General features: G+C 32.2%; 4 protein-coding genes. 1 reads left to right on the top strand and 3 read right to left on the bottom strand.

Annotated features, from left to right (window positions below):
- Window positions 1-11 precede the first annotated feature (11 nt).
- The 3 genes from IW20_RS26060 to IW20_RS19265 form a co-directional block, all read right to left on the bottom strand.
- Window positions 12-13,670, bottom strand: coding sequence for an SDR family NAD(P)-dependent oxidoreductase (locus IW20_RS26060; RefSeq protein ID WP_035626232.1), 13,659 nt, complete (start codon window positions 13,668-13,670; stop codon window positions 12-14).
- Window positions 13,671-14,054: 384 nt separating this feature from the next.
- On the bottom strand, window positions 14,055-16,058 hold the full coding sequence (locus IW20_RS19270) for a tetratricopeptide repeat-containing sensor histidine kinase (RefSeq protein WP_123869417.1): 2,004 nt from the start codon (window positions 16,056-16,058) through the stop codon (window positions 14,055-14,057).
- 108 nt (window positions 16,059-16,166) lie between these two features.
- Complete coding sequence (locus IW20_RS19265) at window positions 16,167-16,406, bottom strand: hypothetical protein (protein WP_035626227.1); 240 nt, start codon at window positions 16,404-16,406, stop codon at window positions 16,167-16,169.
- A 153-nt stretch (window positions 16,407-16,559) separates the two neighbouring features.
- On the opposite strand from IW20_RS19265, the gene IW20_RS19260 reads away from it, so the two are divergent.
- Window positions 16,560-17,192: a response regulator gene (locus tag IW20_RS19260; protein WP_240478516.1), complete on the top strand. Its 633-nt coding sequence runs from the start codon at window positions 16,560-16,562 to the stop codon at window positions 17,190-17,192.
- Window positions 17,193-18,187: the final 995 nt, after the last annotated feature.

Here is an 18,187-nt window from a genome sequence, read left to right as displayed (position 1 = left end):
ATCTTAGGCTTTTATATAAATTTTGCAGCAATTACTTGTTGGTATTCTTGTGCAATTACTTCTTCTAAAATTGCCATTCCTTCTTCTGCTTCTATGCTGCCAATGCCTAATTGTTCCATCTTATTTCTATATCCATCTGAAGCTACTACGCCTACAGATCCCCAATATCCCCAGTTAATGATATGTACCGGGATATTATATTTTTGTTGAACCGTATATGCAAAACTGTCTTTATACATACATGCTGCAGCATAATTTGCTTGTCCCAAAGCATTTACCTGAGATTGCATCGAGGAATAAAAACATATAAAGTCTAATGGTTCTTTGGCAAATACATCTATCAAATAGTGACTCGCCGTTGCTTTAGATTCAAAAACTTCAACAAAAGTACTTTCGTCCATTTGGTGAATTAAACTATCCCTAAGTACCAATGCTGAGTGAAATACTCCATTAATATTTTGATGGGTTTGCTTAATTTTATGATAGGCAGCTTTTACTTCATTTTCCAGAATTGCATTACATTGAATATAATCTGGTCTTGGCCCCCATTGTGCTATTTCTTCTTGTGCACTTATGATTGTTTCGTTTTCTGGGCTGCGTCCTAACCAAATTATCTGAGCTTGGTATTTTTTAACCAAATATGCCGAGGTAACTTTCCCGATACCACCTGCACCTCCTAGAATTACATATACGCCTCCTTTTTTAAATTTGGTCGTAATGGTTTGTGTTTCTAAAGGGTATAGATTTCTTATATAGGTATTTTGATTACGATACGCTATTATTTCGCCATTAGAATCATACGGTATTCTTAATAACTGTGTGATATCCTCTGATGTTATTTTATTTGATGCATCTACATCGATGATACGAACATTCCAGTTGGTTTGCTCTTTGGCCAATGAACTCATTAATCCCAAAATCCCACTACCATGGCACTGTACTTTATCACTAGCCAATACTTTTTGTGTACGATCTGATAAAACTGTAATGTTTAATTCTTTATGTATATAAGCAGACGATAATAGTTTTTTGAGTTGTTTAAAAACTTCTAATTCATTTCTCTCCCAAAATGTTTCTGATGCTGTAAAAGTGTTTTCATCTGGCGCATCATGCACAATGTACAAATCTGTAATTCCTTCTGGTATTGCAAACGAATCAACTGAATTAAAAATGGTTACATCTTTATCAATTAAATAGGCTCCCAATTGATTTGCCATCTTGCTTTCTTCATTTTGGTAAGAAATAATTAAAGCATTTCCGCTATGGGTCTCTTCTTGTTTAGATAGTGTTTCTCTTTTCCATTCAGATACATACATCAAATCTTCTATCGAACACGGTTCTTGTTCTACAATGGGTGGTGTCTTTATATCTAAAGCGACAAAACCTTCAAATTGAACTAAGATTTCACCATCTTCATCTATTAAATCTACATCGTATGTTGGGAGTGCTTCTCCATTTTTCGGTTCTATTTTTTTGGCATACGACCAAAATTGTTGTGGTAGTTCTTTATAAATTCTCACTTCTCTAACGCGAAATGGAAGTTTGGTAGCATTCTTTTTATCAAACCCAAAACTAAGTCCCATCACTGTTTGTACTGCACTATCTAATAAAAACGGCGAAAGCATATATTTCTCTTTCGTTTCTGTCAAGCAGATTTCCGTTAGGACTTCATTATCTGAATACATAATTTCCTGAATACCTTGAAAATGTTTTCCGTAAGTAATTCCTTTAACATTCAGTAGTTTATAATAATCTTCCTTACTTAAACTTTTAGGCAGTCGCAAGGCTATATTATCTATAGCTACTGATTTTATTGCTGGGAGTGAATCGTATTGAATAATACCATTACTGTAAATAGATGTTGAATCTGATTTCTTTCTGAAATTATAACTCAACCCGCTTTCAGTTTCTTCTAATGCCACAACAACCTCAACTGGTTCATTGTCATTTTCTTGAATAGGTGCTCTAAAAACAACATCTGTAATCTTGGTCACAGCCTGTTTCTTATATTGAGTTCCTACTTCTCGAATCCATTCTATTTGAGCCGCTCCTGGTAAAACATTTATTCCATTTACTTTATGTGATGCAAAAATGGGTTCCATTCCAGAAAAAACACTTTCGTAAGTGGTATCATTTACAATCGTTTGTACCAATGGATGATTCTTTTCAGAAGTTTTTGCTATTGTTTCTTTTACCTTTTTTGTAGAAACAAACCAATAGCTATCTTTCTTAAAAGGATAGGTAGGCAAATGATTTTTTTGAGGTGTTTTATCTCCGTATAAAAGTTTCCAATCTATTTCTACACCCTGACTCCATAATTTAGCAATTGTATTTGCCTCTTTATCTGTAATCAGATTGTTTATAATATCCTGAAACGCTCTTTTATCAGAACTCAAAATAGTATCTTCATTATTACCAATGTACATATCGGTTGATGCATGATTAGTCTCAACAAATTCATTTAATCGATTGATACATTCTTTTCGATTATTTACAACAAATGCCAATCGATATTCCTGTACTTCTCTTCCAGACTGTAGCGTATATAATACATTCTGAAAAGCAGTATCACTAATTGATAAATACGCACTCATCGATTTTGTAAGACGTTTTAAACCATCAGTATCTTTGGCTGATAGCACAAAAACAGGTATGGCTTCTGGAAAATGATTTGTTACCTCAGCTTCTATATATTCTTCGATGATTATATGAGCATTTGCTCCGCCAAAACCAAAACTACTTACACCTGCAATTTTATGTTGTCCTTTTGTTACGTTCCAATCTGTTGTGTCTTTTTGGAGATAAAAAGGGGTATTCTCTAACTTCAAATATTTATTTGGCTGATGTAGCAATGGATTCCCAGGAATCTTATTATTTTTCATTGCCATCAAAACCTTGATTGCTCCTGCTACTCCGGCAGCAGCTTCTAGATGCCCAATATTTGTTTTGATACTACCAATAGCACAATGAACCTCTTGTCCATAAGAGGATTCAGAATCTTTATATAAAGTTTCAAAAGCTAACTTTAAACCTTCTGTTTCAATCGGGTCACCTAATGGCGTTCCTGTTCCGTGAGCTTCGATATAACTTACTAATCTAGGATCTATCCCTGCGGTTTTATATGCTTTGATTAGTAGATTTTGTTGGGCTTTTGGATTTGGAGAAGTCAATGTATTGGCTTTCCCTCCATGATTTTCTGCACTTCCTTTTAAAATTCCGTAAATAGGATTTTTATCTTCAATGGCTTGATCTAAATCTTTTAATATTAAAATTCCAACGCCTTCTCCTCTTACATAACCATTTGCATCTTGATCAAATGTTTTGCAACGACCATCTTTACTTAGCATTCCTGCTTGGCTAAATGAAAGCGTTAACTCAGGTGATAATATAGCATTTACACCTCCTGCAATTGCCATTGTACCATGACCATTTCTTATATGTTCTGCAGCTCTATGTATTGCTATCAGAGAACTAGAACATGCTGTATCGATAGGCTCACTTGGGCCATGCAAATCGAAAATATAGGATATTCTGTTTACTAAAACGGAATGGGCAGATCCTGTCGCAAATTGCGCCATCCCTATTTGGTTCGTTTGTTCTTTTAATAAAGTCGAATAATCTGAACTTGATACTCCGATAAAAACTCCAGTATCTGTTCCTTTAATTGTATTAATTGAAATTGCAGCATCTTCTAAAGCATGATATACTTCCTGCAATACTAATCGTTGCTGAGGATCCATCAATTCTGCCTCGACAGGCGAAATATTAAAAAACAAAGGATCAAACTCATCTATTCCGTCCAGAAAACCGCCCCATTTACATAAAGTCGTATTTTCTTCTTGTTGTGGATCTCCGTAATACTTCTTCCAATCCCATCTACTCTCAGGAACTTCTGTAATTAAGTCTTCTTTATTTTTTAAGTGTTCCCATAGCTGATCTACATTTTCCGCACCTGGAAAACGTCCGCTCATACCTACTATGGCTACTTCTTTTCTACGTTCAGCTTTATTCGAATTGATATCAAAACTTACTTTTGTCGCCTCATCTTGAACTGTAGAAATCGCTATGTTCTCACTTTCATGATTAAGTGACAGATCTTCTTTTACCGAAAGGGTATAAGTCGATTCTAAATGTGCTGTTAATTCATCTAAAGTTGGGTAATTAAAAAACAATGTTGGAGTTACATCTAATCCAAAAAATCCATTGATTTCATTACAAAACTGTGTATATAAAATAGAATCAAAACCGTAATCTCCCAGTTCTATATGAGAAATTATTTTTTCCGGATTCATTTTAACCAATGTTGCTGCTAATTCTGTTAATTTTACTAGCAACGTTTTGGTCGAAATTCTATTCGAATTGATACTGTTTTCTGCCTTCGTTGGAACTTTTTCTGATGAAACTTTATATATAACGGAAGCCTGAACACAATCTGAGTCCAAAATTTGTTTCAATGCTTTTATACCTTCTTCATTAGGCATAGCTTGCATTCCCCACTTTTTTTGCAAAAATGCTTCTGTATCTGCATTAATCTGCATTCCACCATTTTTCCACAAAGGCCAATTGATGCTTTTAGTAATCCCGTAGCGATTTCCTTTGCTACGTTGATTTTCTCTATATCTTGCATAATCATCAAGAAAAGCATTTGCTGCAGCATAATCTATCTGTCCTATATTGCCATAAATTGCCGCTACAGAAGAGAATAAAACCATGAAATCTAAAGAATCATGCTTCGTTTCTTTATCAATATTCTTGATACCTTCTATCTTTACTTTTAAAACTTTTGTAGCATCCGTTATCGTTTTATTTTTCGCATAACCATCAGCCGTAATCCCAGCGAGATAAATTATACCATTAATTGTAACAAACTGCTCTCTAATTTCTTTAAAAGTTCTGGCTACAGAAGATGCATCTGTGCTATCACATTGATAATAATATGCACCTTGAGGTAATTTTTTGTTGGGCTGTTCACTTCTGCCTAACAATATCACTTTAGTATCAAAAGTTTCAAGAATATATTCAGAAACAGTACGTCCTATTTCACCTGTTCCTCCTACTAATACATATACTCCAGAAGTTTTAATTAAACTATCTTGCTGTTTATGAATAATAAGTTCTGCATTGCTTTTTTCTAGTCTTTCTAGAGATGTATATTTTACCTCAACTGCTTTATTAAATTGTTCTTTATGTAATATTTCAAGTATCTCATCGATATTATGAATTGAAAAATCTTCAATAGCAATTACTTTCCCTTCTAAATTAGGATGTTCTAATGTTAGCGTTTTCAGCATTCCCGAAAGGAAACCAAACTGTTCATATTCTTCGTTTGATCCTAAAACAATTAATTGCGTTCTTACTTTTGTATGAAGTCTTTGTTTTACATCTTCAAAAATTTGAATATAGGTCGAAATCTCATTTTCAATAGTTATAGATTGAATCTCTGCCTCATAAGAATTTCTAATTGCATCCTCCAAAATTGGATTACCTCCAATCATATATACAATTGTATGGCTATAAACTGATTCCTGATTTTTGTGATAGGCTACTTTTTGCCATGTAACTTCCTGAATATCTAGTGCATTACCAGACTCTTTTTTTCTTTTATCTTTTATAGGAAGAAATACACATTGCTGAAATTGAACTAAGACATTACCTTGCTCGTCTAAAATATCTATATCATATTCCTGAACTTTATCGGTTACTTGGTTTGATTTGCTTTTGCGAGCATACGACCAAAATGTTTCTGGCAATTGCTCAACAAATCGGTAGCATGTTTTCATACTAAACGGAAGTGCCTGATCTAATACTCCCTCCATCATAATCCAACCCAATGCGTTTTGCAATGCACTATCCAAAGCACCTGGTTGCATCTTATACCCTTCTTGTAAAGGCAACTGTATTTTAGAAATAGAAAAATCTGAAGTTGAATACTGTTCTTGTACTCCACTAAAACTTGCTCCTAAATCAAAACCTTTTGTTTTAAGAAAAGCATAGAATTCTTCTCTTGAAGTCTTTTTTTGACTTAAACTCAACAACCTTCTTAAATCTATTTTTTCTGGTTGCAATGGCTCTTGCAAAATAGCAGTTCCTTTACCATGAATTAAAATACTTCCATTTTCTTTAGTATAAATCTCATAGTTATTATTTTTTGAGTCTGAATATATTCTGGTAAACACCTCTTTTTGAGTATTTACTAAAAGTGGTTGTTGCCAAAAAATATCTTTGAGTCCCCATATTCGTTGCAAAGTAGCTTGCTCTAAAGCAATACTAGCTTGCTCTATATAAGCAACTCCTGCCAGAACTTTGTTACCATCAATTACATGATCCTTATAAATCGTTTCTTGCCCTGAATACTTACTTACATACAAATGTCCGTCCGATGCTGAAACATTACGATGCACTAATGGATGCAATTGATTATGAACAGGTTCTAAAACCGATTCCGTTATTACACTTGATTTTACAGGTTCTATCCAGTACCTGTCTTTTTCGAAAGCATAAGTTGGTAATTGAACTTTTCGTATTTGTTCTTTATCATATACAAGTGCCCAATTTATATTTATTCCCGAAATCCATGTTTCTGCCAGAGTTCGGTAATTCTTTTTTAGTATAGCAGTATCTATTTCTTCCTGACTTATAGATGCTGTAATTTTTTTTCGTTTTTCAACTGTTCCTCTTAATACTTCATGATTAGATGCATCAAGAAATTTAGAAAGATGCTTTATGATTTCTTCTTTAGAGTTTCCTATAACAGCTAAGCGTTCCTGCATAGCATCTCTCCCTAATTGTAGCGTATAAGCAATTGCTCTTAAAGATTCTTTAGTTTCTTTAAGGTAATCTACCACCTGCTGTACCTGAGTTTTAAGACTATATTCTGTTTTAGCAGAAAGCAGTATCAATTGTTCCGTGCCATCATCTGTAATTTTACCAGCTTTTGATTCTGGATATTCTTCTAAAACCAAATGAGCATTGGTTCCGCTAAATCCAAAACTACTTACAACTGCTCGCCTAAGATTTTCGTTGTTAAGTTGCCAAGGTTTGAGCGTAGTATTAATATAAAATGGAGACTTCTCTAAAGATATCTCATCATTAAGTTGCTCAAAATGCAAGCTAGGTACAAGATACTTGTTCTTAAGCATGAGTATGGTCTTAATAACTCCCGAAACTCCTGCAGCCTCAGCAGCATGACCAATATTTGTTTTTACCGATCCTAATGCGCAACTATTATCTAATGCTGATTTTGTACCAAAACTCGTTTTTAATGCTTCAATTTCTATAGGATCTCCTAGCTTAGTTCCAGTACCATGAGTTTCTACATATTTTATGGTTGCTGGATCTATATTATATTGGTTATAAATGCGCTGTTGGAGCAAAGCTTGTGCTGCTCCATTAGGCGCTGTAATACCATTTGTTTTGCCATCTTGATTAATACCACTAGCTTTAATTACTGCATGTATTTGGTCTCCATCTTTTATAGCTGCATCTAGTCTTTTTAAGAACAGTACTCCCACCCCTTCAGAAGAAACAATACCATCGCCTTTATTATCAAACGTTTTACATTTTCCATCCTTAGATGCCATTCCTACTTGACTTGTCCAAATGTGCAATAACGGAGTACACATTAATTTTACGCCTCCTGCAAGAGCCATATCTGTTTCTCCAGATGCGACACTTTGATATGCTCTGTCAATAGCGACTAACGAAGATGAACATGCCGTATCTAGTGTTAAAGCTGGTCCTTTTAAATTCAATAAAAAAGCAATTCTTCCTGCCAATATCGCTTGAGAATTTCCCATAAAAGCAAAACCATCTTTATCAGATTGATTTTGAGCCAATAATTGTTGATAATCACCTGAGCTTGCCCCGACAAAAACACCTACATTTTGTTTATCAATTGCTTTTGATGTATAACCTGCGTCTTCTATTGTTCTCCAACATTCTTGTAAAAATATACGATGCTGAGGATCCATTACTTCTGCCTCGCGAGGTGATATTCCAAAAAACAAAGGATCAAACTTATCTTTGTCTTTTATAAATCCAGCCCACTTACTATAAGATTTTTTTTGCTGCTTTGGGTCTTTATCATACCAATCAATATCTTGCCATTGTTCTAAATCTATTTCAGTAATAGAGTCGACACCTTGCTTTAAATTTTCCCAAAATTCTACTGTATTTTCTGCTCCAGGAAAACGACATGACATTCCGATAATAGCCACATCAGATTCTATAGGTTTCTTAACATTTATAATATCTTCTTTCTGTACTTCTGTACTTATCTTTCTTTCTTGTGATACTAATAATTGCTTTTGATCAATTTTTCTAACTTCTAAGTTTTTAATTGTTATCAACTTACCATAATCCGAAGTTATTTCTATCGAAAAAAGAAATTTATCCTCGTCTGCTTCATGGCAAATCATGTGGCAATTATAGTCTACATTAGACTGTGCTGGTGCGTGTATATTGATAGCTTCTATACGATAAGGCAAATACATCACTCCATCAATTTTTCCTTGACGTTGTTGTATTGCTGCATATTGTATTGCAAATAATAGTGCTCCATCTAACCATTGAGATACGTAACTAATAGCCTGATTCTGCGGTCTTGTAACAGCAACAATCCCTTTGGCAAATTCTTCAGAAATCTCCAGAAATCTCCTAACTTGAAAATAACTATCAGATAAAATATCTTTAGTCCAATCTGTTAATGCGTCTAGGTCTAGCTTAATGCTGGATTCTTTAGGTGCATAAACCAAATCATCTATTAAAGTAATTTCTTCTACAATAGTTCCCCTAACATAAACCTTCTGTGATTCTTTGTTAATAATTATAAAGCGAATTGTTCCTTCGCCAACTTTTTTCAAATTCAGTACAACAGGAACGATTTCTCCCTTTTGGGCAATTAAAACTTCCGAGATACGGAATTGTTTTAGCGTTAAGCTTTTTTTGCCCAATTGCTCTCTAAAAAAACTATATATTAATTCAACATAAGCATCTGTTGGTAAGATGTATTCATTAAATACTTTGTGATCTCTTAAACATGGTGTATTTGCTGTGCTTAAGTGATATTCAATATTCGATTCATCATCCTTTTCGATATTACCAATGATAGTAATTGGCTTAAAAAAAGAATTAATCGTACTATTTACTTCTTCTTTTCTGTTGCTTTTAATTGTATGGTTCAAAACCAAATTGGCATACAACTCAGACAAAGTTGGATAACTGTAAAGCAAAGATGTTGGGCATTGTGTCCCAAATTCTTTGTTTATTTTCTTAACGAATTCTACACCCAAAATAGAATCTAAGCCTAATGATACAAAAGTATCTGTACTCGAAACTTCTTCTTTTTCTAAATATAAAAGCTCTGCCAAAATATTTTTTAGCTCACCTTCTTCAAATACATTTATAATTTCCTGCGCAACGCTTTCTACAAAAGGCTTTCTTGTTTCATTAGTTCCTGTTGATTCAAAACTTGATATTATATAATCACTTAATTCTACTATATTAGGATAGCTATAAATTTGTGATGTAGGCATAGAAAGCTGCCATTTTTTATTGATTTTCTTCACCAATTCTACTCCCAAAATAGAATCTAAACCTAATGATACAAAAGTTTGTGTGTCATCTACTTCGGATTCTTCCAGATACAATAACTCCGATACCAATGTTAGCAACTCCTTCTGAATATTAGTATGTTGAGCTTTATGATTATCCTGTACTGCGTAATTTTTATCGATTTCTTTACTTGATAAAATTGTTTCGTTCTCGTCAGCTATTAAAACCTGATTACGATTGTCTACTTTCTGTAAGTATCCTGCTAATTCTTTTAGAGTAGGATGGCTATATAATTGTGCGGTAGCAAAATCAATATTCCATTGTTTTCTGATTTTTTTAGTGAATTCAACTCCCAAAATAGAATCTAGCCCAAGCTCTACAAAAGTTTGTTCGAGTTCTAATTCTTCTGGAGTCAGATATAATAAATCACATAAAAGCTCATTTAATGTTTTTTCGTAATCCTCATTCAGTGTTTCAATCGATATTACTTTCGTTTCATTTTCAATAGTAATTTGCTTATCACCAAAAGTTTCAATTGGTTGAAGCTTAATTTTAGCAAAGCCTTCTTTTTTATTTTCAACAGGTGGCTGAGCTACTATCTTAAGTGCATTTGCCAACTCTTTTACTGAAGGATAACTATACAGCTTTGCAGTACTTAATGCAAGTCCCAAAGTTTTGTTTATCTTTTTTGTAAATTCAACACCCAAAATAGAATCTAAACCTAACTCTACAAACGTCTGATCTTCACTAATTTCTTCCTGTTCCAGATATAATAATTCTGCTAATATTTGAGATAATACTAATTCTAAATTTTCTCCCTGATAAGAAGATACTAACTGAACTTCTTTCTCAATAGTAGGTATTTGATTTACAGGTATAAGCTTAATTTTATCTGCTGTAAAAATCTTCTTTGATTCCATAGATATCACTACACTCTCTTGAGGAGCTATAATAGTTTCTTGTGTAAGCGCTGCTTGATGTATAATTGAAATGTTTTGGCTTTCTTTTCTTTCAATTTTTTTCCCTATCCAAAACCTTTTCTTTGCAAATGGATATGTTGGCAAGGCTATTTTTGAAATTTGAAACTTGTTATATAATTGTTCCCATTTTACAATTCCTCCTTTACTCCAGAACATAGCTAGTGCTTCAAAATTTTGTTCGATTATATACTGCTTCGATGTAGACTCCTCTTTATGAACCTCTTTGTATTGTTTTGTATTTTCTATATAATACAATGCCGAGTCTTTCTTTTCTTTCGAAAGGAAACTTTTTAACTTATTTACTAAGTCATTATAATCTTTATATGTAAATGCTAATCGCTCTGCAAATTCTTCTTTGGTTGTTTGCAATGAATATGCAAAAGATGCTAATTGGATTGTTTCTTGCTTTTGTATCCAGTTATACATTTCATGAGCATATCTTTCTAAGCTTTCTTGGTTTAAAGCTGATAATACAAACACATACATAGGCAGCTGAATGTATTCGTCCGAATCTAATTCAGGATTCTTATCGTATGCTTCGACTACTACATGCGCATTAGTTCCTCCTATCCCAAAACTACTAACACCTGCTCTAAGAGGCACGTTAGTAGATGATTTCCATACTTGTCCCTCCGTTTGAATTCTAAAAGGACTGTTTTCTAATTCTATATGTGGATTTAATGTTCCGAAATTTAATGTTGCGGGCAAATATTGTTTTTGCATTGACAACAGCACTTTTAACAATCCAGCAATTCCTGAAGCAGCTTCCAGATGTCCGATGTTAGTTTTAACAGACCCTAAACTGCACCATTTAGTTACTGATTCATTATGCTGTATTTGTTCAAAAGCATCTCTAAGCGCCTTAACTTCAATAGGATCTCCAAGTTTAGTTCCAGTACCATGTGCTTCGATATAGCTAACCGTTTCTATCGGAATATTAGCTTGCTTGTAAGCATTAGTAATCAGTTTTTGTTGTTGAAACGGATTAGGTACCGTAACTCCTCCCGAATAACCTCCATGATTAACTTCTGTGCCTTTTATAATTCCTAAGATTTCATCCCCATCTTCCAGCGCTTTATCTAAAGTTTTTAAAAGCATTACAACAGCGCCTTCTCCCCTTACATAGCCATTTGCATCAATATCAAAAGTGTGACATTTTCCATCTTTACTAAGCATACTTGCATTGCTGTAAGCTATACTTTTTGCCGGATGGCACATCAAATGGATTCCTCCTACAACTGCTTGATCACATTGTTTTTGTTTCAATGCTTTTACAGCCTCGGCTATGGCTACTAAAGATGAGGAACAAGCAGTATCAATACTCATGCTCGGTCCTTCAAAATCATAAAAATAAGAAATACGATTAGCCAGAAGAGCAATCGCATTACCGGTAACAGTTCCTTCTTGGGTTAAGTCATTTTCTGCCACTACTCGTTCATAGTCACTACCACTAACCCCAATAAACACTCCAGTATTACTCTTCTTATATTGACTTGGTTTTTGTTTTGCATTTTCAAACAACTCCCAAGTTAATTGCAAAAGCATTCGCTGTTGAGGATCCATTAATTGAGCTTCTCTAGGAGAAATTTCAAAAAATAAAGAATCAAAACTGTCTATGTCGTTTATATATCCGCCATAATTTATTCCTTCATATTTATTCTCGATTCCTTCAGGCCAAATCCATCTATCATCTGGTGTGGTTGTTATTGATGAAATACCATCTTTAAGATTTTTCCAAAATGACTCGGCAGTATCGGCGTTAGGCAATCTGCAACAAGTACTTATTATAGCTATATCCGAACTATAATTATCATTTTTTTCTTCTCTTTTTGAATCTTCTATTACAGATTTTCCTAAGCAGTAAGCAATAATTTCTTTAACAGAATACAATCCGAAAAATCGACTTGGATTTGTTTTTAATCCACATTCAAGATTAAGATATTCAGACAGTTCTGTATAAATAATCGATTCTACTCCTAATTTGCGTAAGTCTGTATTTAAATCGACTTCACTACCTTCATAAACCGAATTAAAAAAGCCTATGATAGTACCCGAAAGTTCTTCTGATGAGATATTTATATTGCCATCAACGATTTCTTCAAGAACTTTTTTAGGAGTTTCTATTACTTCATTTTTAACAGACGAATTCTTTTTATCATGCTGTAAAAGCTCTTTTTCTTTCTTTACTCCTTCTGCAACTTCACTGGTTATAATTACTTTTTGATTTAGCTTTTTTACCGTAAAAATCTTGGCAATAATTTGACCATCCTCTTCTCTATATAATGACGATGTTAATTGTATGGTTAAATCATCTACTAATATGGCTTGATCGAGTTGATATATTAATTTTTCATTCGGATTGGCATTTCCATAATAATGAATATCTCTCGCTATACAAATAGCATGAATTGCCCAATTTATTTTTTCTCCATCTATAAGAATATGCTCTTCAAAAAAATGACGCTCACATTTATCACTAATATTAGGGTAAGAGGCAAAATATAAAAGCCCTACGCCGTTAATATCGTCATAAGGTTCTACTTCATAAGTTCTGGTAAACAATGGTTCAGCCAGAATAGTAAACTCTGAATCGTAGAAATAATGCTTGTTTGAAGTTTCTTCTTCAGCTGTCGCCAAAGAGGATATGTGGTTCTTTACATTAAAGAAAGCTTTAACGTATTTAGGTATTATTTTTAATAAAGGTACTTTAGAATCGTCTTTTTGAACAGGTGTCCCTTTGACTAAATTTTGATTATCATCATTCTTTCTAGCAGAAAAAATAGAAATCATTGAGGTTTGTAAAGCACTACCTCTTGTTATATTTTTTACAGTTCCATTGCTTAAAAACATTTTGGTTTTAAACTGCTCTAAGCATGACTCGATTATCGTTTCATCGTTCTCAACAAAACATTTTAATCCTATATCGTTTTGGCAGCTCCATTGTATTCTTACAAAACTGGCATAAAGACGTTCGCCATTACTATCAAAGATTGCATCTGAAGGCGCTCCTAACCCCTTTGATATCATTTCCCAATGAATGTCTCCTAATTCTTTTAAAAGCCAATTCTCAGACATTCTCCCATATAACATCTGAGGGATATTTAGAGAGTAATCTCTTTTTAAACAGTAAGTATTCATTTTCGGATGCTTTTTGCCTTTTTACTATTGTAATAAACTCACGTTGCTTATTTAAAAACAACTATGAGCAGCTAAGTTTTTGATTTTATATATGGAGATTAAATTCCACATAATATGTTTTTTCATTTCAAAAACTAATTTTAGCTGTATACCACTTATAGCTTGATATTACATCAGCATCAAATTCATCAATCAGCTTCTTTAACAAAAAGAATAAATAGCCCTTATAACTGTATATTTAGCTATTATTTTTTATTTAAGAGACTTTAAAATAATTGATTTCATTTGCTTTAATTGTAACACAAACCATAATTGATTTTACGTAAAAATAGCAGTAACATTCACCTAAAAATTACGGACTTTATGCATAAAAATTACGGACTTTTACGCCCAGGGATTAAACGCAACTTCAATTTTTGATCCTTTTCCGATTTTCGATTCAATAGTAAATTGGCCTCCTATTGAACTCGCTCTTTCCTTTATATTACTTAAACCAATTCCATTTTTTTTATTTTTAACATCAAACCCTACTCCGTCATCGATAATACACAGTTTTAAAAGATTATTTTTCTTTTTTCTGAGTATTACATTACAGTATTTTGCATTTGCATGTTTATTAACATTCAAAATGGTTTCTTGGATTATACGATATATATTTATCTTATATATATTTTCAATAACTCCCCAATCGATGGTTTTATCACTTATATATTTAAACTGGGTACTACTTATATCTTTTTGATTTTCAATCAAATCCGACAACAACACATTAAAATCATTACCATCAAAAAAAGAACCGCGACTTAAGTCATGTGATATATTTCTAATCTCATACTCAATGTTTTGCAATTCATGTATATAAATTTTCCGTTTTTCAATTATTTCTGGTTCTATTTTAGAATTAAAAAAGCCTAAATTCATTCGAACTCCATAAATTTTATTCAATATACCATCATGCAATTCTTTGGCTATTTTAGCTTTCTCTCTCTCTTTTGCGATATCTATTTTTTTATGTTGCTCAATTAATAGCATATAAACCTCATCATTGGCTGCTTGTTGTCTTTTTAAAAACTGAACCTCCTTGCTTTTATGCCTCAAAAACCTCACTATGATAGTTACTACCAGTAATGCAATCAATCCTAATGAAATAATTAAAATATAAAAATTGCTTTTGGCCAAAACCTTATTTTTATCTTCAATTTTTGAAGTTTCATATTCAATTCTGGCATATTTATTATGAGAATTTTTTTGAACCGTATTAATGCTGTCACTTACTTTAATATATTCATTTGCATAAAATAAACTATTCTTTTTATCTAGTTCAGACAACAATTTTAATGAAACCAAATTTTCATTACTACTCTTAATTTTAATCGCTAATTGATTTGCTTCTTTTAAATTTTGAATTGATTTTATAGTATCTTTTTGACTTAAAAAGTATTCTCCAATGTGTATCTTTTTATACAAAATATCCAATTCGATCCCTATACTATCGACAATTTTTAAGGACTCAAAAAACATTGATTCAACATTTTTATAGTCTTTATTTTTCATCTTAGAATAGGCTAAATTGCTCAAAACATTGGCATACAATCTTGGCCATTTTTTTTTCAAATCTTCAGAAAGTAAGCCTTGTAATTCTTTTATAGACTTCGGAAATTCCCCTTTTAGATCATATAAATTACAAATATTAATCGTAGAGGTTACATTGTAGTTATTTATTTCATCTTTGTCATTATTATGAATTTTCATTTTTTCTAATTCACCCAATGCTAATTTATGGTACAGCAATGCCTCATCATAATTAACTAATTTCTCTAAACAATTACCCATTAAAGTATTACACGAATAAACCAAAGAGTAATCATTAGATTTTTTTAAATAACGTAATGCTTTAGAAACTTCAGCTTCACATTCTATATAATTACCATCATAAAATAAAACATAAGCTTTATTAAATAACATTCTGCCAACATTATCATAGTCATGAATTTTTGTATATACTTTTTGAGCCTGTAGATAATAAAAATATGCACTATCTTTTTTGGAATTTTCATAGCAATCACCCACATAATAAAATGCCTTTGCCATTCTAATACTATCATTAGAGTCCTTTGCCAATTGCAAAGATTTCAAACTAATCTTTAAAGATTTCTTGCAATTATTGATGTAATAATATTCCGAAGCAATCTTTAAATATAAATCTCTGACAATCGAATCGTCTTTTCTAAATTTTAGAATATTAACTATTGAATCCAGGTATATCTCTTTTTTACTCCCAGATAAACCATCAATGTGACTTTTGTCGAATAAGACAGGTGTATTTTCTTTACATGAAAAAAGAAAAAACATTAAAAACAAACAAATATTTTTTGTGCTAATAATCAAAATGTAATTTTATTTTACCAAACCAAATATACTTCATTGAAAGAAAGAAGACTATGTAATTACCAATAATTCACATAGCCTTCCTTAAATAATTACGGAATCAAAAAACTACCTTCTTGGTGGTTTTGGATTACTAGGATCACCTTCGCGAGGATCCTCTTTGACGATAAAAAACACAGCGGTTGAATCAATTATTCTTTTTTTTAACTCATCTTTTGACCCCGCTTGTAATGGAGTTTTAAAATTTTCATTCTTAACTTCTGAAGTCTCATAAACATCATCATTTGAACATGAATAAGTCAACACAGAAAGCAAAACAAGCCCAGTAATATATAATTTACTTTTCATAAAAAATTAATTTAGATTAATAATCATTTCAAGCAAAAAAACATCTTCTACGTGTCTGAATTGTACGGTATATCCGTAATATTTGAGTAATTTTGATACAAATTAAACAAAATGGATACGAGCCTTACTATTTTGATAGTTGATGATCATCCCATGACAGTTGATAGCTATATTAACCTGTTATCTGGTAATGATTTTCAAAAAAAAGAGCCAAATTTTATAAAGAGTTATAACTGTGAAGATGCTTACAACAAAATAAATTTTCAATTAAAACAAAACCTAAATATTGATTTTGCATTATTAGATATTAGCCTTCCACCTTATAAAGAATTCAACATTGATAGTGGCATTGATTTGGCTTTACTCGTTAGAGAAAATTTCATAGATTGTAAAATCGTACTCCTTACAATGCATAGCGAACCCTTAACTGTAGACAAAGTTATTAAAGGCATAAAACCTGAGGGATTCATATCAAAAAGTGATATTGACTTTGAGTCATTCCCTAGCATTTGTAAAAAAATCATTGAAGGAGAAACATTTCAAAGCAATACTATAATAAAATCTCAACGAAAATTATTCAAGAAAAATATAAATTGGGATAATCATGATAATCAAATTTTAATCTTAATTTCTCAAGGAGTTAAAACTATTAATCTTCCTGACTACATTCCTCTTTCTATGAGTGCCATCGAAAAAAGAAAAGCAAACATAAAAGATCAACTTTTAAAAGGAAAAGGAAGTGATAAAGATTTAATTGAGAAAGCTAAAAAGTTAGGCTTGCTATAATTTAAATAATTAGCAATTGAATTTAAACAACTCCTTTTTTAAGAAGTAATTAATCCGGAGTATAGACTTGTGCAAAGAGCATTATACTCCGTATGGAATAAACATATTTAAAATAAGGACGTAGAAGCAGTTTTTAGCCCAACTATTTCAATTTAGCGCTCATTACACATATATCATAATTATGAGTAATAGCAACAATACAAGAGGTGTTTTAAACGAACTATTAGAAACAGCTGTCATTAGCGATATTTATTCGTCTTAGCAATGCGAAAATTGATCAACGCTAAATGTTGTGGAGAAACATGCAAAAAAATACTCATTAATTTTTTTTTAACGCAAAGAACACAAAGATTCTCGCAGAGTTTACTACCATTTAAGTTGTGTTTATACCATTTTAGTACACAAAGCTTTGTGAACTTTGTGTTTTTACTACGCTTAGCATATTTAAAAACTTTGTGTTCTCTGCGTTTAATTTCCTGCTACAAACCACAATCTTATCACCCTGACGCAGGAAGGGTCTCCACGAGTGACTCGACAAAGATTATGGGATTTCTCGAGAACATTGCTTCATCAGTTCTCTATCGCTCGTGTCTTCGTTCCTCAAAACTCAAGATTTTAATGAATTAGATTATCCAAAACTTTGCGTTCTCCGTGGTATTTTTTTTTCTCACACAAGTTTTAGAATTGATTCAGGAAAATTATATTCCGCACAACCAAAAAGAACAGAAACAAGAAAAGCTATAAAAACAAAAAACCCGAAACTTTCGTTTCGGGTTTTAAATACTGGCGGAGAAAGAGGTTCCGATGCCTTTATTTTAATCCCAGTAAATACAAGTGTTTCAATATATTATTTAAGCTAGGGTCACCTATAGGGTCACTTAACTTTCAGCGTATTAAATCATTACAATGTAAAGATAATGAATATCTGTTTAAACTTGTAATTTTGGGCACTGGTTTTATTTTTCATATAGTATATTTATATGAAAAATTCAGTT

Origin of the sequence: Flavobacterium hydatis (genome assembly GCF_000737695.1) — a bacterium.
In the GTDB taxonomy this organism is placed as follows: Bacteria; Bacteroidota; Bacteroidia; order Flavobacteriales; family Flavobacteriaceae; genus Flavobacterium; species Flavobacterium hydatis.
Note: the sequence above shows the minus strand (reverse complement) of the source record. Positions and strands in the feature narration are given on the sequence as shown.

Coding starts and splice junctions, on each gene's coding strand:
- IW20_RS26060 (WP_035626232.1), bottom strand. CDS start 13,670: ATGAATACTTACTGTTTAAAAAGAGATTACTCTCTAAATATCCCTCAG.
- IW20_RS19265 (WP_035626227.1), bottom strand. CDS start 16,406: ATGAAAAGTAAATTATATATTACTGGGCTTGTTTTGCTTTCTGTGTTG.
- IW20_RS19260 (WP_240478516.1), top strand. CDS start 16,560: ATGACAGTTGATAGCTATATTAACCTGTTATCTGGTAATGATTTTCAA.